This window comes from Nitrospirota bacterium (assembly GCA_040752355.1).
In the GTDB taxonomy this organism is placed as follows: Bacteria; Nitrospirota; Thermodesulfovibrionia; order Thermodesulfovibrionales; family Dissulfurispiraceae; genus JBFMCP01.
Window position 1 is genome coordinate 323071 of record JBFMHE010000001.1, and the last position, 25106, is coordinate 348176.

General features: G+C 58.7%; 25 protein-coding genes. 17 read left to right on the top strand and 8 right to left on the bottom strand.

Features of this window, described 5'->3' with window-relative positions; translation table 11 throughout:
* Positions 1 to 235: 235 nt before the first annotated feature.
* Complete coding sequence (locus AB1805_01470) at positions 236 to 1165, top strand: transposase (protein MEW5744096.1); 930 nt, start codon at positions 236 to 238, stop codon at positions 1163 to 1165.
* Positions 1166 to 1286: 121 nt separating this feature from the next.
* Here AB1805_01470 and glyS read toward each other — a convergent pair whose 3' ends face one another.
* Complete coding sequence (glyS, locus tag AB1805_01475; protein MEW5744097.1) at positions 1287 to 3383, bottom strand: glycine--tRNA ligase subunit beta; 2097 nt, start codon at positions 3381 to 3383, stop codon at positions 1287 to 1289.
* Between the two features lie 14 nt (positions 3384 to 3397).
* Positions 3398 to 4267 carry a glycine--tRNA ligase subunit alpha gene (locus tag AB1805_01480; protein MEW5744098.1) on the bottom strand — a complete coding sequence of 290 codons (870 nt, stop codon included), beginning with the start codon at positions 4265 to 4267 and terminating at the stop codon, positions 3398 to 3400.
* A 303-nt stretch (positions 4268 to 4570) separates the two neighbouring features.
* Here AB1805_01480 and AB1805_01485 point away from each other — a divergent pair, with 303 nt between their 5' ends.
* The 3 genes from AB1805_01485 (at position 4571) to dapB (ending at position 6633) form a co-directional block, all read left to right on the top strand.
* Positions 4571 to 5530 carry a hypothetical protein gene (locus tag AB1805_01485; protein ID MEW5744099.1) on the top strand — a complete coding sequence of 320 codons (960 nt, stop codon included), beginning with the start codon at positions 4571 to 4573 and terminating at the stop codon, positions 5528 to 5530.
* A 75-nt stretch (positions 5531 to 5605) separates the two neighbouring features.
* Positions 5606 to 5809: a DNA gyrase inhibitor YacG gene (locus AB1805_01490; protein ID MEW5744100.1), complete on the top strand. Its 204-nt coding sequence runs from the start codon at positions 5606 to 5608 to the stop codon at positions 5807 to 5809.
* Positions 5810 to 5829: 20 nt separating this feature from the next.
* On the top strand, positions 5830 to 6633 hold the full coding sequence (gene dapB / locus AB1805_01495; protein ID MEW5744101.1) for a 4-hydroxy-tetrahydrodipicolinate reductase: 804 nt from the start codon (positions 5830 to 5832) through the stop codon (positions 6631 to 6633).
* A 58-nt stretch (positions 6634 to 6691) separates the two neighbouring features.
* Here dapB and AB1805_01500 read toward each other — a convergent pair whose 3' ends face one another.
* The 3 genes from AB1805_01500 to AB1805_01510 are packed head-to-tail and all read right to left on the bottom strand — an operon-like array spanning position 6692 to position 8654.
* Positions 6692 to 7177: a ferritin family protein gene (locus AB1805_01500; GenBank protein MEW5744102.1), complete on the bottom strand. Its 486-nt coding sequence runs from the start codon at positions 7175 to 7177 to the stop codon at positions 6692 to 6694.
* Positions 7178 to 7193: 16 nt separating this feature from the next.
* Positions 7194 to 7352 (bottom strand): rubredoxin, encoded by a 159-nt coding sequence (rd, locus tag AB1805_01505; protein ID MEW5744103.1) that lies wholly within the window; start codon positions 7350 to 7352, stop codon positions 7194 to 7196.
* 54 nt (positions 7353 to 7406) lie between these two features.
* Entirely contained in the window at positions 7407 to 8654 is a 1248-nt protein-coding gene (locus AB1805_01510; GenBank protein MEW5744104.1) for a hemolysin family protein, read from the bottom strand.
* Between AB1805_01510 and AB1805_01515 the strand changes: the two genes are divergently transcribed.
* Positions 8644 to 8817, top strand: a complete 174-nt coding sequence (locus AB1805_01515; GenBank protein ID MEW5744105.1) for a hypothetical protein — start codon at positions 8644 to 8646, stop codon at positions 8815 to 8817. The genes AB1805_01510 and AB1805_01515 overlap by 11 nt on opposite strands.
* Before the next feature lie 120 nt (positions 8818 to 8937).
* Here the strand turns inward: AB1805_01515 and AB1805_01520 are convergent, their stop codons facing one another.
* The 3 genes from AB1805_01520 to ilvB are packed head-to-tail and all read right to left on the bottom strand — an operon-like array spanning position 8938 to position 12439.
* Positions 8938 to 10173: a homocitrate synthase gene (locus AB1805_01520; protein ID MEW5744106.1), complete on the bottom strand. Its 1236-nt coding sequence runs from the start codon at positions 10171 to 10173 to the stop codon at positions 8938 to 8940.
* Positions 10174 to 10204: 31 nt separating this feature from the next.
* On the bottom strand, positions 10205 to 10693 hold the full coding sequence (ilvN, locus tag AB1805_01525) for an acetolactate synthase small subunit (protein ID MEW5744107.1): 489 nt from the start codon (positions 10691 to 10693) through the stop codon (positions 10205 to 10207).
* A 12-nt stretch (positions 10694 to 10705) separates the two neighbouring features.
* Positions 10706 to 12439 carry a biosynthetic-type acetolactate synthase large subunit gene (gene ilvB / locus AB1805_01530; protein MEW5744108.1) on the bottom strand — a complete coding sequence of 578 codons (1734 nt, stop codon included), beginning with the start codon at positions 12437 to 12439 and terminating at the stop codon, positions 10706 to 10708.
* 306 nt (positions 12440 to 12745) lie between these two features.
* On the opposite strand from ilvB, the gene pyrR reads away from it, so the two are divergent.
* From pyrR to tatC, 12 genes are all read left to right on the top strand, one after another.
* A complete protein-coding gene (gene pyrR, locus AB1805_01535; GenBank protein ID MEW5744109.1) occupies positions 12746 to 13276 on the top strand; it encodes a bifunctional pyr operon transcriptional regulator/uracil phosphoribosyltransferase PyrR in 531 nt (176 codons plus the stop codon).
* Between the two features lie 3 nt (positions 13277 to 13279).
* Entirely contained in the window at positions 13280 to 14197 is a 918-nt protein-coding gene (locus AB1805_01540; GenBank protein ID MEW5744110.1) for an aspartate carbamoyltransferase catalytic subunit, read from the top strand.
* Complete coding sequence (locus AB1805_01545; protein MEW5744111.1) at positions 14190 to 15503, top strand: dihydroorotase; 1314 nt, start codon at positions 14190 to 14192, stop codon at positions 15501 to 15503. Before AB1805_01540 ends, AB1805_01545 begins: the two co-directional genes overlap by 8 nt.
* Before the next feature lie 237 nt (positions 15504 to 15740).
* Positions 15741 to 16850, top strand: a complete 1110-nt coding sequence (carA, locus tag AB1805_01550) for a glutamine-hydrolyzing carbamoyl-phosphate synthase small subunit (protein MEW5744112.1) — start codon at positions 15741 to 15743, stop codon at positions 16848 to 16850.
* 6 nt (positions 16851 to 16856) lie between these two features.
* Complete coding sequence (locus tag AB1805_01555) at positions 16857 to 17462, top strand: hypothetical protein (GenBank protein MEW5744113.1); 606 nt, start codon at positions 16857 to 16859, stop codon at positions 17460 to 17462.
* A 2-nt stretch (positions 17463 to 17464) separates the two neighbouring features.
* A complete protein-coding gene (carB, locus tag AB1805_01560) occupies positions 17465 to 20818 on the top strand; it encodes a carbamoyl-phosphate synthase large subunit (protein MEW5744114.1) in 3354 nt (1117 codons plus the stop codon).
* 39 nt (positions 20819 to 20857) lie between these two features.
* Positions 20858 to 21457, top strand: a complete 600-nt coding sequence (locus AB1805_01565; protein ID MEW5744115.1) for an FmdE family protein — start codon at positions 20858 to 20860, stop codon at positions 21455 to 21457.
* A gap of 65 nt (positions 21458 to 21522) precedes the next feature.
* Positions 21523 to 21861, top strand: a complete 339-nt coding sequence (locus tag AB1805_01570) for a winged helix-turn-helix domain-containing protein (GenBank protein ID MEW5744116.1) — start codon at positions 21523 to 21525, stop codon at positions 21859 to 21861.
* Positions 21862 to 21902: 41 nt separating this feature from the next.
* Entirely contained in the window at positions 21903 to 23030 is a 1128-nt protein-coding gene (locus tag AB1805_01575) for a molybdopterin-binding protein (protein MEW5744117.1), read from the top strand.
* Between the two features lie 46 nt (positions 23031 to 23076).
* Positions 23077 to 23850, top strand: a complete 774-nt coding sequence (locus AB1805_01580; GenBank protein MEW5744118.1) for a hypothetical protein — start codon at positions 23077 to 23079, stop codon at positions 23848 to 23850.
* Between the two features lie 25 nt (positions 23851 to 23875).
* Entirely contained in the window at positions 23876 to 24256 is a 381-nt protein-coding gene (gene tatA / locus AB1805_01585; protein ID MEW5744119.1) for a twin-arginine translocase TatA/TatE family subunit, read from the top strand.
* Between the two features lie 10 nt (positions 24257 to 24266).
* Positions 24267 to 25088 carry a twin-arginine translocase subunit TatC gene (tatC, locus tag AB1805_01590; protein ID MEW5744120.1) on the top strand — a complete coding sequence of 274 codons (822 nt, stop codon included), beginning with the start codon at positions 24267 to 24269 and terminating at the stop codon, positions 25086 to 25088.
* The last annotated feature ends 18 nt before the right edge of the window (positions 25089 to 25106 follow it).

A 25106-nucleotide genomic window follows, 5' to 3' on the forward strand; every position in this document is an offset into this window, starting at 1 on the left:
CGATAAGTAAGGACGATAAGGGACGATAAGGGTCAGACTTAATACTTGATTAAAGCGTTCGGTTTTGTTACTGTTCTGCATGGCGAGAAAGACGCGTATTGAGTTCGAGGGAGCCCTCTATCACGTCATTACACGGGGCAATCAGAAACAGAAGGTCTTCAGAACTAAAGGTCATAAGACGATAAGGGTCAGACTTAATACTTGACTAAAGCGTTCGGTTTTGTTACTGTTCTGCATGGCGAGAAAGGCGCGTATTGAGTTCGAAGGAGCCCTCTATCACGTCATTACACGGGGCAATCAGAAACAGAAGGTCTTCAGAACTAAAGAGGACTTCCAGACCTATCTCGATATACTGCTCCGTTATAAAGATCGACATCGCTTCTCTCTCTATGCCTACGTCCTGATGAACAATCATATTCACCTGCTCATAGAGACCGCCTCTGTCTCTCTTTCCAAAACCCTCCAGGGCGTCAATCAAACCTATACCATGTACTTCAACCGGAAGTACCGTACCGTTGGGCATCTCTTTCAGGGGCGCTATAAGGCGATTCTGTGCGAAAAGGATACGTACCTGCTGGCCCTGGTTAAATATATCCACCTGAATCCCGTACGGGCCACCCTGACGCAGAGTCCTGATAGCTACCCGTGGAGTAGCCATGGAGTGTATATGCGCCCAACTGCAAAAGAGGCTCTAGTGGACACGAGACTTGTCCTGCCGCTGTTCAGCAAAAGGGAAGAGAGTGCACGGAAACTGTACCGTTCCTTTATGGGGGAGGAGATCAGCATTACGAGGGAAGACGTGTATCGGACAATTGACCAGCGGTTAATAGGTAGCAGCCGTTTTGTCGAGGAGATTATCGAAAAGCAGAAGGTCCCTCTTGAACGAAAGAGAAGAAAGCATGGGCTTTCTCTTTCGGAAATCGCTCGGGGCATCGAGAGAGCACATGGTGTCACGCTGAAAGATCTTCGTTCAAAGAGCAGGGTGAAAGAGATTGCTTGGTGCAGGAAGCTGTTGAGCATTGCGGCACTGGAGTATGGATACAGGGGAAAGGAGGTGGCGGCATTTGTCCACAAAGACCCGGCGATGATCTCACGGCATGTGAGCGAGAGGGCAGAATTGGCGGAGAAGCTGGAAGTCTTTCTGTTGTCGATAGAAGAGGAGTGAAGAGCGGTAGTAATTCAAGTATTAAGTCTGACCCCCTTGATCCCTTGAGTCTGACCCCCTTGACTTGATTAGTCTGACCCCCTTGACTTGATTCATAACCCCCTTGATTCATCCTCTCGTCTTACTGTTCGCTCAGTTTCGAGAAGTCGGCGACCTGGAAGGCGAGGGCCTGTACGCTCTTGATGAGGCCGAGGCGGTTCTGTTTGATCTCTTCGCTTTTATCCATGATGAGGACCTTGTCGAAGAATGTGTTGATCGGCGCCCTGAGACCGAGGAGCGCTTCTAACGCTTCGGCATACTTTCCTTTGGCGATAGCGGCAGCTACCTTCGGGGCGATAGCAGCGACGGACTTCCGGAGTTCGCGCTCCTCGTCGTGCGCGAAGAGGTCCTCGCGGACCGGGGGCATATCGCTCTTCGGCGCGATGTTGTTTACCCGCTTGATCGCGAGGAGGAAGGACTCGTAATCGGGCCTCGTCTTGAACGCCTGTACCGCATCGAGCCGTTCTTTCACCGCGGCGAGGGGATCGCTGGCGACGAACCGCGTAATCGCCGCAATCGCATCGGGCGTAGAGCCCGAGGACTGGAAGACCGAGTCGATACGCTGCTCGAAGAACTTGATGAGGTCCGCCATGAGCGTCTCTTTATCGCGGACAGCGAAGGGCTCGAGCGCCTTGTCGAGGAGCGCCGGGATGCTCATGGGATAACGAGTATTGAGCAGGATGGCGATGATGCCGAAGGTCTGCCTCCTCAGCGCGAAGGGGTCTTCTGAGCCGGTCGGCGAGAGGCCGATCGAGAAGAAGGAGGCGATATTGTCGAGCTTGTCCGCGAGGCTCACGACCGAACCGGTGGCGGTCCCGGGGACTCTGTCTCCTGCGTGGCCGGGGAGATACTGCTCGGCGAGCGCTTGGGCGACCTCGTCGGGGTGGCCGTCGTGACGGGCGTAGTAGCTTCCCATGATGCCCTGCAGCTCGGTGAACTCCCGTACGGCGCCGGTGATAAGGTCGGTCTTCGAGAGCAGGGCGGCGGTATGGGAGTGCTCCTTCTTATCGGGGCAGCAGCGGTCGGCGATGAAATCCGCCAGCGCGGCAACGCGCATCGTCTTGTCGAAGAGCGTACCGAGTTTGTCGTGGTAGACGACCTTCTTCAGCTCCTCGACCCGGTCGGCGAGCTTCACCTTCCTGTCCTCGTCAAAATAGAAACGGGCGTCCTCGAAACGCGCCTTGATGACACGCTCGGCGCCTTTCTTCACCATCACGGCATTGCCCTGCTTGGTGTTGCTCACAATGATGAAGTGGTTGGTGAGCTGTCCTTTCTTCTCTTTGCCCTCGAGGGCAAAATACTTCTGGTGGCCTTTCATGACCGTGATCAGCAGCTCCTTCGGAAGGGAGAGATACTCCGCGGGGAAGTCGCCCAGGACCGGCATCGGGTATTCGACGAGGAAGCTCACGTGCTGGAGCAGCTCTTCGTCTTCGACCGGCACTGCAGCGGCCGAGGCGGCGAGCTTGGCGATGCCTTCTGCGATGATCTTCTTTCTCTCTTCGGGATCGATGACGACGAAGCTGTTCCTGAGCTGGCTCACGTAGGTCTTGCTGTCCTTGATCTCGAATGCCGCCGGAGCGAGGAACCGGTGTCCCCGCGTGCTGTTGGAGCTCTTGACGCCGTCGATGTCAAAGGATATCTTCTTGTTGTTGCAGGTAGCCAGGATCCAGTGGATCGGCCGGGCGAACCTGAAGGTCCCGTCGCCCCAGCGCATCGCCTTGGGGAAGGAGAGGCTCGCGATGAGCCGGGGCAGCAGCTCGGGCAGCAGCTCTTCCGTAGGCTCGGCCTTCTCTTTGACGACGGCGACCAGGTAGGTCCCTTTCCCCTTCTCGCGGCGTTCGAGTGCGGTGAGGGAGAGCCCGTGGGTCTTCGCAAAGGCCTCGGCCGCTTTTGTCGGATTCCCCTCCTTGTCGAAGGCAGCGGTGACCGGCGGGCCCCATACTTCCTTCTCGGCAGCCTCCTGACTGGCGGCGATCTCGGCTATCAGGGTGAGTCTTCGCGGCGTGGCGAAGGTCTTTATCGAAGCGACGGGGATGCGGTAATCGGCGAACATGCTCTCCGCTATTTCACGGAGCCTCTCCATCGTCGACGGATAGAACCGGGCCGGTATCTCCTCGGTGCCGATCTCGAGGAGCAGGAGGGGGGAGGCTGTCGTCTCGGTAGCTTTATTGTGTGTCATACGCAGTGTCCGGATCACCTCTGGAGGAGGGGGAATCCCTTTTCCTCCCGCTGGTCGAGATACGCCTCGGCGCAGAGCTTGGCTAGGCCGCGCACCCGGGCGATATAACCCGTCCGCTCGGTCACCGAGATCACGCCCCGGGCGTCGAGCAGGTTGAAGGTGTGGGAGCACTTGAGGCAGTACTCATAGGAGGGGAGCACCAGGCCGAGCTCGTTCATGCGCCTCGACTCCTTCTCGCAGGCGTCGAACTGGCTCATGAGCAGGTCGGTGTTTGCGTAATCGAAGTTGAACTTCGAGAACTCGATCTCTCCCTGCTTGTGCACCTCGCCGTACTTGATCCCCTTGCTCCACTCTATTTCGAAAATACTATCGATCTCCTGAAGGTACATGGCGATGCGCTCGAGACCGTAGGTGAGCTCTACGGAGACGGGCTTCAGATCGAAGCCCCCCACCTGCTGGAAGTAGGTGAACTGCGTTATCTCCATGCCGTCGAGCCACACCTCCCATCCGAGCCCCCAGGCGCCGAGCGTGGGCGACTCCCAGTCGTCCTCGACAAACCTGATGTCGTGCTGTATCGGGTCGATGCCGATGTGGGCGAGGCTCTCGAGGTAGAGCTCCTGGCTCTCGAGCGGGGAGGGCTTGAGGATGACCTGGTATTGATAATAATGCTGCAGCCGGTTCGGATTCTCGCCGTACCTGCCGTCCGTAGGCCGTCTGCAGGGCTCTACGTAGGCCGTCTTCCACGGCTCGGGCCCGAGCACCCTGAAAAAGGTCGCGGGATGGAAGGTTCCGGCCCCCACTTCAACATCATAGGGCTGCAGCAGGATGCAGCCTTTTTTTGCCCAGAAGTCGTGAAGCCGGAGTATTAAGTCCTGAAAATACATGATACCTCTTCTGCAAGAAGATAAGAATGAATAGACATGTTAAATGAAACCTTCTTCCTTTGTCAAACAAAGGAGTCCTCCTCATTTCCCCTGGTAGCCTCTCGATTTTCCATCTCTGAAATTGACGGTGCCGGCGCCGGTAAGGTATAATCACGCCTATGTTGTTGTCTATGTCTTTGGGTGCATCGCAGTACGCCGCATGGTTTGAAAGCAGGAAAAAGGCAGCTTCCGCTCCGCCCGCGTTTCCTTTCCCTCTGCCTGAGTGCTCCGCCTGTCTTAAAAAGCATGGATTGCGAGGCGGCGATGCGTGTTCGTAGCGCCGCTGCAGCGCTGATCGTGCTCTTCCTCGTGCTCTGTGCTCCCCGCAGCTCCCCGCTTGCCGAAGTTCAGGCGAACCATGCCCGAATCGGGGGGGCAGCGCTCCCGTCCGAGTACGGGGAGGTCATCTATCGCTACAATGAGCGGAGCCCTCACCAGCTCTATGTCATCGGGATCAAGCACCGGAGCACCGCCAACCGCAAGAACGGCCTTTTAACGGCGCGGGCCCAGGCCGAGACCTTCAAGATCGGCGAGTGGCTTATTCGCAACGAAGGGGTCGAGCTCCTCTTTCCCGAGGGGTTCTTCGAGCGAAGCACGCTCCCCGATGCGGGAGATGCGGGGGCTCCTTCCCCTCTCGAGGGGCAGGCAACTGCGCGGGAACCGCTCGACCTCTCGATGCTGGAAGCGCGGCTGGGGGACGATTCGGTCTTCGTGAATGCAGAGATGCTGCTCGGCGAGCACTACCGTATCAGGAAGAAGCAGGCCGAGGACAGGGAGCTCTACGATGCGGCGAGCGACAGCCTCTCGCGCCTGGAGCAGAGCGATAAACGCTCGTATGACTACCTTGCCTTGCTCTCCCGTCTCGAGTACCTGCAGCAGCGCAGGACCGCGGCCATGCTCCAGGCGATTCCCGGGGCGATCGATGACGCCTTCACGAAGGGTGAGATCAGGAACAGAAAGGCGCTCCTCACCATAGGGATGAACCATCTCCTCGAGCTTATCACGTACGTCAAAGAGAACAAGATCGCCATATACTGCCCGCCTTTTGTCCCCGGGAGCGACAAGGACTATATTGCCGACGTCGCACTCTGCAACGGCGATTTCGGCCTCACCGTCATCATCCCCCGGGTGCTCGCCGACAACCGTGAGGTGCTGACCATGACGAGGCTGCATACGCTCGTCCCCTCACGCGCAGAAGAGCAGTCTTCTCCTCCCCGTCCTTAGCTCCAGCCGTCGAAAGCATTTCAAAAAAAAAGCCGTTTGTTTATAATTTAAGATAATTGTTCGAGGTGGTGCAGTATGAAGCTCTGTTGTCCTGTCTGCAAGAGAACAACGACCTGGGAGGAGAACCCGTGGAGGCCGTTCTGTTCCGAGCGATGCAAGCTCGTCGATCTCGGCAAATGGGCTGCGGAAGAGTACAAGGTCCCCGGAGAGCCGTCCCGGGATGAAGAGAACGAGCGGTCCGGAGAGGACCGGGAAGCCGGAGAGACGAGAAATACATAAATACACGCGAGGAGGATTCGATGGTACGCATAGGGGTTACCGGTGCAACGGGGAGGATGGGCAGCAGGATCGCGGCGCTGGCGAAGGAGCATCACGGCATAACGCTCGCCGCCGCGATCGAGAGGAAGGGGCACGAGGGCGTCGGCAAGGATATCGGCCAGCTCCTCGGCATCGGCGAGACCGGCGTGGCGCTTGCGGACTCAATCGATTCCGTTATCGGGCAGTGCGACGTGATCATCGACTTCACCTCCACGGCCGCCACGCTGCAGCACGCGAAGCGGGCGGCGCGTGAGAAAAAGGCGATGGTCATCGGCACCACCGGCTTCTCGAAGGAGGAGGTGGCGACGATCAAAGAGCTGAGCGCCTCCCTGCCGGTCGTGCTCGCGCCCAATATGAGCGTCGGCGTGAATCTCCTCCTGAAGGTTCTCCAGGATATCGCCAGGGTCCTCGGCGACGACTACGACATCGAGATCGTCGAGGCCCACCACCGGCTGAAGAAGGACGCCCCGAGCGGCACGGCGCTGAAGATGGCCCAGGTCATCGCCGAAGCGGTCGACCGGAACCTCGACGAGGTCGCCGTTTATGCGAGAAAGGGGCTCATAGGGGAGCGGACCAAAAAAGAGATCGGCATACAGACGGTGCGCGCCGGGGATATTGTCGGGGAACATACGGTGCTCTTCGGCGGACTGGGAGAGCGCATCGAGGTGACCCACAAGGCGTCGAGCAGGGACACCTTTGCGCGGGGCGCCCTCAAAGCAGCGTTATGGATTTCTGGCAGGAAGCCGGGGCTCTACGATATGCAGGATGTGCTGGGACTCAAATAAAGCTCACGGCTGATAGCCCATAGCATAAGGTGTGCTGCGAGCTATCAGCCCCCGTGCTTTATCCCTCGACGATGCTGTGCTCCTGCCACATGAACCAGTTGCCCGTGTCTTTCATGAAGCTGTAGGTGTTCGAGAAGATGGCGAAGTGCTGCTCCTCCTCGCGCACGAGGCGCTCGAAGAGCTTTTTCTCTTTCTCGGTCGAAGCTTCCGCGGCGGCTTTCCGGTAAAAGGCCGCTCCCTCCTTCTCCATCTGCATCGCTATCTTGAAGGCTTCCATCTCGTCGCTGGTAGCGCTCACCCGCTGCATCATCTGGTCTTTCATCTGCTCGAAGATGGTCTTGACCTGCCCCACGGGGCTCGCCTCCTTGAAGGTGAGCTCCAGCCCTCTGAGCAGCTGGTTGAGCATCTCTATATGGCGCTTCTCATCCTCTGCAATGGACAGGAACATCTTCCTGCCCACGGGATAGTTCGTCCTATCCGCTGCCTCGCTGTAGAACGTTACGGCGTCCGTCTCCATTTTCAACGATACTTCGATAGAATTCATGGCGCCTCCCCGGAGTTCAGATCTTCTCGAACATATCTTTTGAAGCGCCGCAGATGGGGCAGACCCAGCTGTCGGGGATCTGCTCGAAGGGGGTGCCGGGCGCTACACCGGAATCGGGATCTCCTGCCTCGGGATCATACACGTAGCCGCAAATAGTACATTTCCACTTTTCCATAGGTCCTCCGGTCGTTGGTGTAGTGACAAGTCTCCCTTAATCCTAAAGCAAAACCTATGGCCTGTCAATTTCCTGGGGCAGGGGTTCGCGCTCGATCTTTTCCATCTTTACCTTGGCGATTCTCTGGGCGACCATCTCGACGACGCGGAGGCGTTTGCTGTCGACCTCGATCGTATCCCCGGGCTTGGGGATCCTCTGGAGGTTGGTGACGATGAAGCCGCCGAGGGTCTCGTAGTCCTCCGATTCGGGGATTTCGAGATGGTAATCTTCGTTCAGGTCGCTGACGCTGGTCGAGGCATCGATGATCATGGAGCCGTCGCTCAGGGTGATCACCGGGCTCTCGGTGTCGTACTCGTCCCTGATCTCGCCGACGATCTCTTCGAGGAGGTCCTCGAGGGTCACCAGTCCGGATACCCCGCCGTACTCGTCGATGACTATGGCCATGTGGACCCTTTTGCGCTGCATCTCCCTGAGGAGGATACTGATCTTCATCGTTTCGGGAATGAAGATGGGGGGCTTGACGATCTTATGTATTTCGACTGTGCCGGTACGGGAAAGGATGTTATAAAAGTCCTTTGCGTAAAGGATCCCCCGTACGTCGTTGAGGTCCTTCCCGATGACGGGATAACGCGAGAACTTCTCTTCGGAGATGATCGCCTTCACTTCGTCGGCGGTCATGCCGATGCCTATGGTGACCATCTGGGGGGAGGGGATCATCACCTCCTTGACCGAGGTGTCGGTAAATTCGAAGACGCTATGGATCAGCTCTTTTTCGTCGGGCTCGAAGACCCCCTGTTCGCCGCCTTCCTCGATGAGCAGCTTGACCTCCTCTTCCGATATATAATGGCGTTCGGTAAAGGCCTTCCTGTTGAAGGGCTTGAGGAGGAGATTGGTGCTCGCCGTCAGTATACGGACGAAGAGCGTCGCCAGTTTCGAAAACTTCTCGACCTTGGGGGCTGCCCAGAGGCCGATGCCTTCGGCATTCGAAAGGGCGAGCGATTTCGGAATCAATTCGCCGAAGACAAGGGTGAAATAGGTAAGCGCCAAGACAACAATGCCTATCGCTATAGCTTCGGCATACGCTGCAATGAGCGGTACCGGTGCAGTGGCAATAAGGGGCTCTATAACCTCGACCGCGGCAGCGCCGCCGATAGCGGAGGCAAAAACGCCGGCAAAGGTGACGCCGATCTGGATTGTTGCCAGAAACCTGTCGGGGACCTCGCGGAGCCTGTTCAGCACGTCCGCATTTTTTCTCCCTTCGTCGATCATCTGTTTGATGCGCGATCTCCGTATGGTGACCACGGCGATCTCAGAGGCGGCAAAGAAGCCATTGAGCAGGATAGATATAAATATTAAAGAGAGATCAAACCACATAGTGTATCACAATGAACGCCGGGACGGGGAAGAACAAAGCGGGGATGAAATGGATTCCCTGCTCTCCGCGGACGACTGGTCGAAATTATGAGGGTAGCGATATGTTCCCTGTTCGGATTGGTTGGGGTCCATACATCCTTATTATACCATTTTTCTTATTTTTTCAAGAAGGGGCAACGAGAGCGAATATTATACCATTGCTATTTTCAGGTCAGGGATTCACGGTAAGGATATTTCTTACGATCTCGGGATGATGGGCGATGAGTCTCAGTTCATCATCGGTGAGTGTCTTCTGGGTATGGAGATTGGCATACTGCACCAGCTCGAGGATCCTCCTCGCCTCGTTGTCGTCATGGAACTCTATGCCCAGCTTGGCGTAGACATGGCGGAAGCCCTTGATACCGCCGTACTCGCCGGTGGTGATGACGCGGCCCGTCTCGAGGAGCTCCGGCTCACCCCGTCCCACATCTTCGGGGTCATATAACTCATAGTTCCTCCGGTCTTTCAGCGCTCCATCGGCATGGATGCCGGACTCGTGCGCAAAGGCGTTGGCGCCGACGCCCACCTGGGTTATCGGGATGGGGAGATTGAACGCATACGAGGCGTAGCGGGCGACCTTCCAGGCCTTTCCGAGATCGACATGCTCGTCGAGCGGTACCTTGTCGCGCAGTCCCTGGGAGAATTTCAGGGCGAGGATCGTCGAGACGAGATCGCAGTTGCCGGCGCGTTCTCCGTATCCATTGATCGTCGTATTGATATAGGCGTCGATGCCGGCCTCGATGGCGCCCTGGGCTCCTGCAAGGGAGACGGCCTCCGCCATGCCGAGGTCGTTATGGCAATGCATCTCTATCGGAAACTTAGTGGCGAGGGAGAGGGCCTTGATCCGCTCATAGATGGTGATGGGATCGTCGGTGCCGAGCGTATCGCAATACCTGACCCGGTCGGCGCCGGCCTCTTTGCCCATGAGGGCGAACTCGATCAGCCGGTCGAGCCCGGTCCTCGAGGCATCCTCCGCGTTGACGCCCACCGTCTCGGCCCCGAGCTCCCTGGCGAGCTTTACGGACTGGGCGACCGTCTTGAGGATGTCCTTCCAGGTCTTCTTCCCCTGGAACTTTCCCTGGAGCATGATCTCGGACGTGGACATCGAGAGGTTCAGATGCCTGACCCCGGGGCAGTTCTTGAAGGTCAGCCTGACATCCTCGGGGACCGCGCGGCACCACGCCTCGAGATGCATACGCCTGATGACCCCCGCCTTGGCGAGCTCCATATTGGCATTGATGTAATTGATCTCGTGCTTGAGGGTCGGGAAGCCGATCTCGCTCTGGTAGACGCCCATCTCGTCGAGATAGATGTTCAGCAGCGTCTTCGCGAGCTTCGGCAGCAGGATCCTCGACGTCTGGACACCGTCCCTGTTCGTGACATCTATCAAATAGACCTTGTGTCCCACGTGATCTCCCCCCGGCCTGCCTGCACGCAGGCTACTTCTTCCTCATGATCTCGCGGGCTATGGCGACCTTGCCGGTCCGGACGAACTCCTTGATGCCCATGGGCTTCATCAGCTCGATGAAGGCCTCGATCTTCTTCTCGTCGCCGGTGATCTCGATGGTGTAGGTCGTGGGGCTCGAGTCCACGACCTTTCCCCTGAATATCTCGGTGATCCGGAGCGCTTCGGCCTTGGTGTCCTGCCGCGGGGCGACCTTGATGAGCACCATCTCCCGCTCGACATGGTCGAGCTCCGTGAGGTCCGTAACCTTAATCACATCGATCAGCTTGTTGAGCTGCTTGGTGATCTGCTCGATGACCCAGTCGTCGCCGGTGGTGACGATCGTCATGACCGAGACCTGCGGATCGATCGTCTCTCCCACCGAGAGGCTTTCTATGTTATAGCCCCTGCCGCTGAAAAGGCCGGAAATCCTCGAAAGCACGCCGAATTTATTCTCAACGAGTACCGAAATCGTATGCCGCATCTCTCTCCTCCGTTACTTTACTGCCTTGAGTTTCTTTTCCGACTTCTTTTCTTTCTCTTCGAAGAGCATCGTATCCAGCGTGGCGCCGGCAGGGACCATGGGGAAGACCTTCTCTTTCCAGTCGACGACGAAGTCCATGAAGACCGGCCTCTTGGTCTTGAATGCCTCCTTGAGCACGGGATCGACCTCGCTCGGCTTCGTCGCCCTCAGGCCGACCGCTCCGTACGCGTGAGCGAGCTCGACGAAGTCGGGCGTGACATCGAGGCTCGTGTGGGAATACCGCTCCTGGAAGAAGAGCTCCTGCCACTGCCGCACCATGCCGAGAAAGCGGTTGTTCAGGATCGCGACCTTCACCGGCAGCTTGTTGATGACCGCGGTGGCGAGCTCCTGGATGTTCATCTGGATGCTGCCGTCGCCCGCGATATCGATGACGAGCTTGTCCGGGTAGGCAAGCTGTGCCCCGATGGCAGCGGGGAAGCCGTAGCCCATGGTCCCCAGGCCGCCCGAGGTGAGCCAGCGGCGGGGCTTGTCGAACTTATAGAACTGCGCAGCCCACATCTGGTTCTGCCCCACCTCGGTCGTGATGATCGCGTCCCCTTTGGTGAGCTCGTAGATCCTCTCGACCACGAACTGGGGCTTGATGGTCGAAGCGGAAGGGGTGTAGGTCATCGGCCGCTCACGCTTCCACTCATCGACCTGCTTGAGCCAGGCCTTCCGTATTTCGCCCCACTGCTCCTTGTTATCCTTCTTGAGCATCTTGTTGAGTACCGCGAGGACGCGCTTGACGTCGCCGACGATCGGGATATCGACGCGCACATTTTTCCGTATCGAGGTGGGGTCGATGTCTATATGAAGGATCTTCGCATGGGGCGCGAAGCCCTCGATCCTCCCGGTCACCCGGTCGTCGAAGCGCATGCCGATGGCGATGAGGAGGTCCGACTCCTGGATACTCTTATTGGCAAAGTAGGTGCCATGCATGCCGAGCATGCCGAGAGAGAGCTTATGACTGCCCGGGAAGCTGCCCAGGCCCATGAGGGTCATGGTGACCGGGATATTCGTAATCTCGGCCAGCTCCTTTACCTCGTGAGACGCTTCGGAGAGCACGCAGCCGCCGCCGGCGATGATCACCGGCTTTTTGGCCTTCGCGATCTCGTGGGCCGCCCGCTCGATCATCCATTTGTTGCCCTCGTAGGTGGGATTGTAGCTCCTGATATCGACCTTCTCGGGCCAGACGAAGTCGGCCTTCCCCGCCGTCACATCCTTCGGAAGGTCGATGACCACCGGACCGGGCCGGCCCGTGGTCGCTATATGGAACGCCTCGCGCAGCTGGGAGGCGAGGTCCTTCACGTCCTTTACAAGGATGTTGTACTTAGTGCAGGGCCGCGTGATGCCGACGATATCCGCCTCCTGGAAGGCGTCGTTGCCGATCAGGACCGTCGGCACCTGCCCGGTGAGCACCACGAGGGGAATGGAATCCATCGCCGCGGTCGCGATGCCGGTGACGGTATTGGTGGCGCCCGGTCCGGAGGTCACGAGCGCTACGCCCGGTTTGCCGGTAGCCCTCGCATACCCGTCCGCGGCATGCACCGCCCCCTGCTCGTGGCGGGTAAGGATGAGCTTGATGTCCTTGTCGTCGTAAAAGAGATCGAAAAGGTTGAGGATGACGCCTCCGGGATAGCCGAAGATATGCTTGACCCCTTCCCGCTTGAGACACTCCAGCACTATTTCTGCACCTGTCACTTTCATGTGGTTACTCCTTGCCGTTGAACAACATTCATACGTTGGTTATGGTATAAGGTACTAAAATAGCATAAGTTTCGGTCTCATTTCCATAGTGTCGCACGTCGACGGGCCGGCTCCTCCGTTTTTTCGGCCTTTCGCCAGCAAATCCTTTGACAAGACGATCGATTTGTGCTTTAATAGAGGAGCCTTTAAGGATAGTCCCGTGAGACTAAAAGGAGACCAGGTGAATTGCGTATCACTACATAATCAGAGCCTTTCCCGTCATGCGGGAAAGGCTTTTTTATTAGTGCGGCATAGAGAGAACGACTGATGAAAGAGCTCCTCAATAAGAAAGACATAGAGCGCATCCTTTCGAGGATCGCCCACGAGATCGTCGAGAAGAACAAGGGAACCGAAGGCCTCTGCCTCGTCGGCATCCAGCGGGGCGGGGTGCATCTCGCCCACCGCCTCTCGCGGAGGATCAACGCCATCGAGCATGCCGAGCTTCCGGTGGGATCTCTCGATATATCGCTCTACCGCGACGACCTCGCGATGAGGAAGGCGCATCCCGTCGTCAGGAAGACCGATCTGCCCTGCGATGTTACGGGAAAAAGGATCATCCTGGTCGACGATGTTCTTTTTACCGGCCGGTCGATCAGGGCCGCCATGGATGCGCTCATGGATTTCGGCAGGCCTGCACAGATACAGCTGGCGGTGCTCATCGACAGGGGACACCGGGAGCTGCCCATACGGGCGGATTATGTCGGCAAGAACATACCGACCTCCCGGAACGAGAACATAGAGGTGCAGCTCGAAGAGGAGGGGTTCGGCGATACTATCCTCCTCCAGCAGGCGGAGTAGGGCATGTCCAATCACCTGGTAGGCATAAAAGAGCTCTCGAAGGAGCGCATCTCCCGGATACTCGATACCGCCTCCTCTTTCAAGGATGTGCTCAAGAGGGATATCAAGAAGGTGCCCGCGCTGAGGGGGAAGACGGTGGTGAACCTCTTCTTCGAGCCCTCGACACGGACGAAGACCTCGTTCGAACTGGCGGAGAAGCGCCTGAGCACCGATGTGCTCAACTTCTCGGTGCCGACCAGCAGCGTGGTCAAGGGGGAGAGCCTTTTCGACACCATCAAGACGATCGAAGCCTACGGCGTCGATTTCATCGTCATCCGCCACGGCTCGAGCGGGGTGCCCCATTTCATAGCGCAGCACATGGCTGCTTCGGTGATCAACGCGGGCGACGGTACGAACGAGCATCCCACCCAGGCGCTGCTCGACGCCTTCAGCATCATCGAAAAGAAAGGGTCGCTGGAAGGGCTCACGATAGCCATTGTCGGCGATATCGTCCACAGCCGCGTCGCCAAGTCGAACATCTACCTGCTTTCGAAGTTCGGCACCCGGGTGCGGCTCATCGGGCCGCCTGCCTTGATTCCCGATATGCGGGAGTATGGCGTCGAGGTCTTCTACGATATCGACGAGGGATTGCGAGGGGTGGATGTTGTCATGATGCTCAGGATACAGATGGAGCGGATGAGCAGGGGCTTCTTCCCCTCGACCCGCGAGTACTTCAAGTACTGGGGATTGAGCAGGGAGCGTCTCGCGCTTGCGAACAGCGACGCCATTGTCATGCACCCGGGGCCGATGAACCGCGGTATCGAGATCGCCTCTGAGGTTGCGGACAGCCCGCAGTCGGTGATCCTCGATCAGGTGACGAACGGCATCGCCGTGCGCATGGCGGCGATGTATATCCTGGCAGGGAGCGAGGGATATGAGTAAGGAGCTGCTGATAAGGAACGGACGCATCATCGATCCTGCACAGGAGATCGACGGTATAGGAGACCTCCTGTGCGAGGGTGGCCGCATAAAGGAGCTGCGGATGCACGCGCCCGGGCAGAAGGCGAAGACCGCGAAGCCGCCCCGCGAGAACGGCGACCTCCAGGTGATCGATGCCGAAGGCAGGCTGGTGCTCGCCGGGCTCATCGACATGCACACGCACCTGAGGGAGCCGGGCTATGAGCACAAGGAGACGATACGCACCGGTACGCTCGCTGCGGTGAGGGGAGGCTTCACCGCGGTCTGCCCGATGCCCAATACCAGCCCGGTGAACGACAATCCTACGGTTACGGCCTTCATTATCAAGAAAGCGCTCGAGCAGGGCTCCTGCGCGGTCTATCCGATCGGGGCCATCACCAAGGGACAGAACGGCGAAGAGCTGGCCGAGATGGGCCTCATGTATGACGCGGGATGTATCGCCTTTTCTGACGACGGCCGGCCGGTCATGAGCAGTATCATCATGCGGCGGGCGCTCGAGTATTCGAAGGTCTTCGACGTGCCGATCATCTCTCACTGCGAGGACATGACCCTCACCGACGGAGGGGTCATGAACGAGGGAAAGCTCTCGGCATCGCTCGGACTGAGGGGGCTGCCCGCGGCAGCGGAAGAGGTGATGGTGGCGCGCGATATCCTTCTCTCCGAGCTCACCAGGGGACGGCTGCATATTGCCCATGTCTCGACCGAGGGATCGGTCCGGCTGATCCGTCAGGCAAAGGAGCGGGGCGTGCCGCTCACGGCAGAGACCTGCCCGCACTACTTCTCGGTCACCGAGGATGCGGTCGGGGGGTACGACACCAATGCGAAGGTAAACCCGCCGCTGCGTACGGAGCGGGATGTGGCGGCGATCAGGGAGGGCCTGCGCGACGGCACGATCGACGTCATCGCCACCGACCATGCGCCGCACCACCGGGACGAAAAGAACCTCGAGTTCGACAAGGCGCCGTCCGGTATTTCCGGGCTCGAGACGGCCCTCGGGCTGAGCATGCGGCTTGTCCACGACGGTCTGCTGTCGCTCCCCGGTCTCGTCGAAAAGCTTGCGTACCGCCCGGCGAGGATACTCGGCATTGACAAGGGAACCCTGAAGCCCGGCATCGATGCCGATATCGTCATCGTCGATGCGGAACGGGAGGTGACCGTAGCGCCCGGGGAGTTCGCCTCGAGGGGCAAGAACACCCCCTTCGGGGGATGGACCCTCAGGGGATGCGCGGTAGTGACCATCTATAAAGGGAAGATCGCGACCGTTGTGTAAGGGACTTGGAGCATCTAACATGATGAGTAGAAAGAGCCGGACGAGGCAGAGTGCATTCGTCTCATTCTCGACGGGCATCCGGCCCGTCTCCGAGGCTAGGACAGCTCGGAATCGAGTCGTACCGACCCGCTTCGCCGTCCTGGCTCCGCCTGGGCTGTCCAAGCCGCTCATGTACTCTACCTCATCCGACTCCAAGCCCTTTCATTTTGTTAAGAGCTCTCAATATCGGGAGGATGAATGAGCAAGGCACTGCTGGTGCTCTTCGACGGCACCGTATTCGAAGGAACAAGTTTTGGCGCTGCGGGTGAGGCCGTGGGCGAGGTGGTCTTCAACACCTCCATGACGGGCTATCAGGAGATCCTCACCGATGCGTCCTATAAGGGGCAGATCGTTACCATGACCTATACCCAGATGGGGAACTACGGGGTGAACAAGGGAGATGCAGAATCCAGCGGGAGCCCCAAGGTGGAAGGCTTTATCGTAAAGGAGCACCTCGATTTCCCGAGCAACTGGCGGTCCGAGGCCTCCCTGGGAGAGTATCTGAGGGGCCACGGCATCGTCGGCATCGAGGGCATCGATACGAGGGCGCTCACGAGGCATCTGCGCAATCACGGCGCCCAGCCCGGCATCATCTCGACCGTTGATCCCGATCCGCAGAGCCTCCTCGGGAAGGTACGGATCTATCCGGGTATATCGACCTTCGATCTCGTCAAGGAGGTGACCACCGGCAGCAGTTATGAATGGAGCGAGGGCTGCTGGAAGTGGTGCGCTGTCGAGCGGAAACCTTCTGCCCTGAACGTCGCTGTCTATGACTTCGGGGTGAAGTTCAATATCCTGAGGAACCTTGCCGAGGCGGGCTTCAGGGTTACCGTCGTCCCCGCCCGCACTCCGGCGGAAGCGGTGCTCGAGATGAATCCCGACGGCATCATCCTGAGCAACGGGCCGGGCGACCCCGAGGCCGTGACCTACGGCGTCGAGAACGCGAAGAAGCTCATGGGCAAAAAGCCGCTATTCGGCATCTGCCTGGGACACCAGATCATCGGTCTCGCCCTGGGCGGCAGGACCTACAAATTGAAGTTCGGCCACCACGGGGGCAACCACCCGGTGAAGGACCTCGATACCGGCAGGGTCGAGATCACCTCGCAGAACCATAATTACTGCGTCGATATCCATAGCCTCCGCGACCAGGTCTCTCTGACCCACCGCAATCTCTACGACGGCACCGAAGAGGGCATGCGCCATGTGGAGCTCCCGCTCTTCTCGGTGCAGCACCACCCCGAGGCAGGTCCGGGCCCCAACGACTCGGCGCACCTGTTCAGGCGGTTCAGGGAGATGATCGAGGGATAGGGAGCAATGGAGAGCTCTGCATCATATCGGATCGAGATGACGGATGGCCTGTTTCGGTTGGAAACCGCCTCCTTCAAGGCAGAGAAGGGGAGCGTTCTCCATAGCGGCATCTACAACCGCGAGCTCGCCTCGAGTCTCGCCGCCGGCGCCGGGGTCATGCTCCTCGGCTTTTTTTTTGCCGTGGCGGCGACGGTCACGGCCGTGCATTACTTCGGCGCGCTCCTCGTCTTTGTGGCGCTCTTCCTCTTCTTCAGGACCTTTGTGTTCCGCGACCCGGTGCTCACGACCGTTATCGATAAAGAGCGCGGCGAGGCGACGATCTCGGTCCCGAAGCCCTTCGGCGCGAAGAGCATCTCTTTTCCGCTCGCTTCAATCGCCGCGATACGGCAGGACTGCCGGAGAGAGGCGCCCGAAAACCCCGACGGCGTGAGGATCGTCGAGCAGATCTCCGCACAGCACGGAACCGTTATTCCCGGGTTCGGCAGGACCGCCGAATTCTATACCGTCGAAGTGGAGCTCCATGACGGGAGACGATGGGTGGTCTTCTCGTCGGAAGACCCTTCTGCCGCCGAAGACGTTGCGTCAAAAATGAAACTGTATATAGAGAGGTAAGAATGCCGAAGAGAACTGACATCAAGAAGATACTGCTGATCGGATCGGGCCCTATCGTCATAGGACAGGCGTGCGAGTTCGACTATTCCGGCACGCAGGCCTGCAAGGCCCTGAGGGAGGAGGGGTACACCGTCGTCCTGGTCAACTCCAACCCCGCTACCATCATGACCGACCCCGAAACAGCCGATGCCGTCTATATCGAGCCGTTGTCGGCCGAGATCGTCGAGCTCATCATCAAGAAAGAGAGGCCGGACGCCCTCCTGCCGACCATGGGAGGACAGACCGCGCTCAACCTCGCCGTAGAACTTTCGGAAGCGGGAATACTCGACCGGTACGGCGTCGAGCTGATCGGCGCAAAGCTCCCGGCCATCAAGAAGGCCGAAGACAGGGAGCTCTTCAAAGAGGCGATGCGCCGCATCGGGCTCGAGGTGCCCCGCAGCGCAGCCATCACCAGTCTGAAAGACGGTCTCGATATCATCGAGCACCTCGGGTTTCCCGCCATCCTGAGGCCTGCCTTCACCCTCGGCGGCACGGGCGGGGGCATCGCCTATAACATCGAGGAATACCGTGAGCTGCTTGAGAAGGGGCTGAAGCTGAGCCCGGTGCAGCAGGTGCTCGTCGAGGAGTCGGCGCTCGGCTGGAAAGAGTACGAGCTCGAGGTGATGCGCGACTGCAAGGACAACGTGGTCATCATCTGCTCCATAGAGAATTTCGATCCCATGGGCGTCCACACCGGAGACTCGATCACCGTGGCCCCGGCGCAGACCCTCTGCGATAAAGAGTACCAGAGGATGAGAGACGCCGCGATCGCCGTCATCAGAGAGATCGGCGTCGATACAGGAGGGTCCAATATACAATTCGCCATCAACCCCCAGAACGGGAAGATGATCGTTATCGAGATGAACCCCCGGGTCTCGCGCAGCTCTGCCCTCGCGAGCAAGGCGACCGGCTTCCCTATCGCCAAGATAGCGGCAAAGCTCGCCGTAGGCTACTCGCTCGACGAGATCAGGAACGATATCACCCGGGAGACCCCCGCTTCGTTCGAGCCGACTATCGACTATGTGGTGACGAAGATCCCGCGCTTCACCTTCGAGAAGTTCGCCGAGGCGGACCCGACGCTTACGACGCAGATGAAATCGGTCGGCGAAGTGATGTCCATAGGCAGGACCTTCAAGGAGTCGCTGCAGAAGGCGTTGAGGAGCCTCGAGATCGGCTCTGCAGGGCTCGAGCCGGTCGATATCGCGGAAGAGGAGCTGCGGTCGAAGCTCAAGACCCCCAATGCCGAGCGGTTGTGGTGTGTGGCGCAGGCGATGAGGCTCGGCATGAGCAGTGATGAGATAGTTTCCCTCACCGCCATCGATCCGTGGTTTCTCAAGAACATGGAGCAGCTTGTCGGGATGGAGGAGATACTGAAGGATCAAGGGGCAAGGGTCATGGGTCATGGGTCCGAAAACCGCGCCCCTTGCCCTTTGCCCCTTGCCCCTGAGGTGTTGAGGCGGGCAAAGGAGTGGGGCTTCTCCGACAGGCGGATCGCCGCGCTGACCGGGGTGACCGAAAAAGATGTCCGTGATGCGCGGAGAGGGCTCGGCATCGTCCCGGTCTATAAGCTGGTCGATACCTGCGCCGCGGAATTCGAAGCGTATACGCCGTACCTCTATTCGACGTATGAAAGACCTTTTTATAGGGTCATGGGTCATGGGTCACGGGTCACGGGTCAGGAAAAGGATATTCTTGCCCCTTGCCCCTTGCCCCTTGTCCCTGCTGCCGAGTGCGAAGCGAATCCGACGGACCGGAAGAAGGTGATTATCCTGGGCTCCGGCCCGAACAGAATAGGGCAGGGTATAGAATTCGATTACTGCTGCGTCCATGCGGTGTTTGCGTTGAGAGAGATGGGGTACGAGACGATCATGGTAAACTGCAATCCCGAGACGGTGAGCACCGATTACGATACCGCCGACCGGCTCTATTTCGAGCCGCTCACGATCGAAGACGTTCTCAGCATCGTCGAGCGGGAGAGGCCCGAAGGAGTGATCGTGCAGTTCGGGGGGCAGACGCCGCTCAAGCTCGCCGTTCCCCTCGAAAAGGAGGGAGTGCGGATCCTCGGCACCTCGCCCGACTCGATCGACAGGGCCGAAGACCGGAAGCGGTTCAAAGAGCTGCTGCACAAACTGAACCTCAGGCAGGCCGAGAGCGATACCGCGATGTCCTGCGAGGAGGCGGTCGGCGTGGCGAGCAAGATATCCTACCCGGTGATGGTGCGGCCTTCCTACGTGCTCGGCGGAAGGGCGATGGAGATCGTCTATGACGAGAACTCGCTGACCGATTACATGAAGCGGGCGGTCAAGGCGTCGCCCGAGCACCCGATCCTTATCGACAAGTATCTCGAGGACGCGATCGAGGTCGATGTCGACGCGCTCTCGGACGGCGTGGACGTTATCATCGGCGGCGTGATGGAGCATATAGAAGAGGCGGGGGTCCACTCGGGGGATTCGGCATGCTCCATTCCCCCGTACTCGCTGCCGTCCGGCATCGTCGATGAGATCAAGCGGCAGGCAAAGGCGTTGGCAAAGGAGCTCAAGGTCATCGGTCTGATGAACCTCCAGTTCGCGGTAAAGGACAATGAGATATTCATTCTCGAGGTCAATCCCCGGGCATCGCGCACCATTCCCTACGTCAGCAAGGCGACCGGGGTTCCGCTCGCCAAGATGGCGGCAAAGGTGATGATGGGCGCCACCCTCAAGGAGCTCGGGCTGACCGGGGAGCGGGAGATCCGGCATGTGGCGGTCAAAGAGGCGGTCTTCCCCTTCGATAAGTTCCCCGGCGTCGATACCATACTGGGGCCGGAGATGAAGTCTACGGGAGAGGTGATGGGGATCGATACCGATTTCGGTCTCGCCTATGCAAAGGCGCAGGCCGCGAGCAGCAATAAGATCCCGACCTCGGGGAAGATCATCATCAGCGTCAAGGACAAGGATAAAGAACGGACTATCGACATCGCCAGGAAGCTGGCCGATATGGGGTTCCAGATCATCGCGACCAGGGGGACGGCAAAGTATCTCTCCGAGCAGGGCATTCCGGTTGTGGTAACGAACAAGGTCGCCGAGGGGCGGCCCCACATCGTCGACCTGATCAAGAACCGCGAAGTGAGCTTCATCATCAACACCGTGACCGGAGCCCAGGCGCAGCGGGACTCGCTCTCGATACGGAGGAGCGCCCTGCAGTTCAAGATACCGTACACGACCACGATCTCCGGGGCGCGCGCCGTCGTCATGGCGATCGAACAGCTGAAGAAAAAAGAGTTGAGCATCAAGGCGATACACGAGTATCACCAGAGCGTGGCAGGGATCCAAAATTAATGGGAAATTTACATCGGAAGACGGTATACTTTGGTAAGTATGGCATCGAACGGCTTTGAATCGCTCCTCGACGAGTCGGTGAAGATACACGGGCATCTCTGCCCGGGGCAGGTGCTGGGGGTGCGCATGGCGCTCCTCGGTCTCAGGGAAATCGGCATCGAGGAGCCGAAGGGAAAGGACCGGAAGAGCCTTATGGTCTTCATCGAAATGGACCGGTGCGCCACGGACGCCGTGCAGTCGGTGACAGGCTGCAGCCTCGGCCACCGGACGATGAAGTTCATGGACTACGGCAAGATGGCGGCGACCTTCGTCAATCTGAAGACCGGCAAGGCGACGAGGGTCATCGCAAAGGAAAGTGCGCGGGAGGATGCGCGGTCCTACTGCCCCGATATCGGCGATAAGTACGCAGCGCAGCTCGAAGCATACAAGGTCATGCCCGATGAGGAGCTCTTCGATACCATGGAAGTAACCGTGCAGATAAAGCCCGAGGATATGCCGGGGAGGCCGTTGAGACGGGTGATATGCGAGCAGTGCGGGGAGGCGGTGCAGGACATGAGAGAGATCAGCAGCGGGGGGAAAACGGTCTGCAGGGCGTGCGCCCATGATGCGTATTATAAGCCCGCTCCGTGCCGGCGGTGATTTTTTAATTCTTTCCGTTATGCACAAATGTCATAACGGCTGAACGTGAAGAGGTATCGGTTCCTATGGAGATACGATCGAAGCTCTGGATAGAAATAGACGGAGAGCCGGTCTTCGGCAGGGGGCGAAACCTTCTGCTGAAGGCGATCGACCGGTATGGCTCGATCAACCAGGCGGCGAAGGAGATCAATATCTCCTATAGGAAGGCCTGGAGCTACATCAAGGCGATGGAGGACCGGCTCGGCATCAGGCTTGTAGAGCGTCAGAGCGGCGGCAAGAACGGCGGCGGCGCGCTCCTTACCAAGGAGGCGCTTGAGTTCCTGAGGAAGTACGAGATGCTGGAAGAGGGTATACGGGAGGCGGTGGATGAGAGGTTCGAGGCCGTGTTCGGGAAGAATCGCTGAGCTGAGCAATTCCCGTGTGATGGTAAAGGAAGGAGGCCGGTATGTGCGATCTGCGGGATGAGAGAGTCGAGCTGAAGAAGGGGATGAGGACAGTGCCCGTCGCTGAGGCGGTCGGGATGGTCCTGGCGCACGATATTACCGAAATCCGGACCGGCGAGTTCAAGGGCAGGGCCTTCAAGAAGGGCCATATCGTCACTGCCGCTGATATCGAGCATCTCCGCCGGCTCGGGAAAGAGCATCTATATGTGCTCTCTATCGCCGGGGACGAGATGCATGAGGACGAAGCAGCCTACGCTCTCGCCGGAGCGCTGAAGGGAGAGGGCATCGCGATTCAAGGAGAGCCGAAAGAGGGGAAGATCACGCTCCTCGCCGATAGAGACGGGCTGCTCACGGTGAATGCGCCGCTGCTCGCCCGGTTCAACCTGAGCGGCGAGGTGATGTGCGCTACGCTGCATACCAATACGGTCGTCAGGAAAGGGGATGCCGTGGCCGGCACGAGGGCGCTGCCGCTTATCGTGAAGCGGTCGGCGGTCGAGGCTGCCGTTGCCCTTGCCCGGAGCGCCGGGCCTGCGCTCTGCGTCAGAGAGATGAGGGCGCCGAAGGCGGGCGTGGTGATCACCGGGAACGAGGTGTATTACGGAAGGATAAAGGATGCCTTCGCGCCGATCATTACTGCCAAGGTGGCGGCGTTCAACGGAGAAGTCCTCGGGGTGTATTATGCTCCTGACGACGAAGAGACGATCGCGGCCCGTCTCCGGGAGCTGATCGCTGCCGGCGCCGATCTGCTCATCACCTCGGGAGGGATGTCGGTGGACCCCGACGATGTAACACGGTTTGCCATAGAACAGCTCGGCGTTGTCGAGTCTTCGTACGGCTCAGCGGTGCTCCCCGGCGCAATGGTGATGGTGGCGTACGTCAGCGCGGAGGCGCGGAGGAACGGAGGAGACAGAAGCGCGGAAGCGCGGGAGGAGGGAGGTGACAGGCTCATTCCGGTGATCGGCATCCCGGCCTGCGGGATGTATCACAAGACCACTGTCTTTGATCTTATCCTCCCCCGGATCCTCGCGGGAGAACGTATCGGAAGAAAGGAACTGGCCGAGCTCGGACATGGGGGGCTCTGCCTCAACTGCCGCGAATGCCGGTTTCCCTTATGTCCTTTCGGCAAGTAATAGTTGTTTGACTTAAACCGGCAATTTTGCTATGCTCTTTCCAACCATGAAGCGGCTGGTTGTCCTCCTTCTTTTATTGCTGTCCTTCACTGCTGCCGAGGCCTTCGAGGTGAAAGGGCTCCAACCCCTGCCGCCCTTCGGCGTTTTCTCGACTTTCAGCGCCGAGAGCCTCAGGCAGAACAAGGTCGGTCTCGGCATCACTGTCGAACGATCGAACGACCCCGACTTCTATCGCACTATCGCGCACCTCGCCTACGGCCTGCACGACAGGCTCGAATTCAATTTCACGCTTCCCTATATCACGGACTGGGAAGACCGCGTGGACGGATTCGAGGATGCCCAGTTCGGCATCAAGCACCGTGTCATGGATGAGGGGGACGTCTACCCGGCGGTCGCCTATATGCTCACCGTGGCCCCGCCTTCGGGCAGGGATGAGTTCACGACCGAAGGGGGAGTCGGAGCAGGGCTTCTGCTCTCGAAGAAGATCGGTCCTTTCAAAGGCCATTTCAATCTCCTCTATACCAAACCCGACGACGGCGATCTGCACGAGGAGTACGCAGTGAATGTCGGGGCCGAGCTGGCGGTTGCGCACAACTCGAAGGTGCTCGCCGAAGTGGTAGGCAAGAAGAATTTCTTTAAAAATAAGATCGACCTGCTCGAGTGGCGGCTCGGCTACCGGATCGCCACTACCGAGTCGATATTCACCACCCTGGGAGCAGGGTTCGACATAAAGAACCGGACTCCCGATTTCAGGCTGATGTTTTCCGTAAGCATTATCCTTCCCAAAGAGGAGCGTCCCCTCCAGCGGATTTACGAATAGCGCTTTATGCTATAATTAAATCTGTATGTTTGATCTCGGAATTCAAGAGCTCATTGTCATCTTTGTCGTCGCGCTTCTCGTCTTCGGCCCCAAAAAACTTCCCGAACTCGGCAGATCCCTCGGAAAGGGGATCGCGGAGCTCAAAAAAGCGATGCAAGGGGTAAAAGAGCAGATGGACGCGGAGATGCGCGACATAAAGGACCCGCTGAAAGAGACGCTCACCTTTAATCCGGGCAATCCGGGCGCCCCCGGTGACCCGGGGACATCGGGAGCCTCTTCCCCGCAATCCAAAGAGGATGAACCGCAGCAGGAGGTTGCGCAGGGCGAGCCTGCCGCTCCTGCGCCTGACAGCACTGCGCCGGCAGAAGGCAAAAAGCGGAAGAAATCCCGGGGCACAACCGCGTGAGCCGCGGCGCATGAACCGCGGGGTGAGCATGGACGTGGACAGGGAAGAAGAGAAGCTGCCCCTTACCGAGCACCTGGGCGAGCTCAGGAAGCGGATCGTCGTATCGCTCGTCGCGGTACTCGTCACCTTCTCGATCACCTTCGCCTTCTCGGAAGAGATCTTCAGGCTCATCATGTTCCCCCTCAAGTACAACCTCGACTTCTCGGTGCGTGAGCTGTATGTGCAGTTCGTCCCCCAGGACAAGCTCCAGAATACGAAGCTCGTCTTTCTCGCTCCTGCGGAGGCGTTCTGGATGAACCTCAAGGTCGCGTTCGTCGCGGGGCTCATACTGGCGCTGCCGGTCATCTTTCTCCAGGTGTGGAAATTCATCGCTCCGGGGCTTCTGTCGCATGAGAAGAAGTATGTGCTTCCTTTCATCATCGTCGCGACGGTGCTCTTCCTCTTCGGCGCTGCCTTCTGTTTTTTCATCGTCCTCCCCTTTGCCATGGGGTTTCTCCTCACGTACAAGGTCGGCGACTTCCTCATGCCCATGCTCTCGGTAGGGCAGTACGTGGATTTCTGCCTTAAATTCATTCTCGCCTTCGGCGCCGTCTTCGAGCTCCCCGTTATCATCGTCTTCCTGACCAGGATGGGTATCGTCACTCCCAAGGGGCTTGCACGGAACAGGAAGTATGCGGCTCTCGTTGCATTCGTTGTTGCAGCGTTTTTGACACCGACGCCCGATGCCTTCAACCAGATCCTTATGGCCCTGCCGATAATGGTCCTCTATGAGCTCGGGATCTGGATCTCGCCGCTCTTTGCCAGGAGGAGGCAGGATGCTGCCGGGGCATAGAAGGCTATGGTGAGAGGC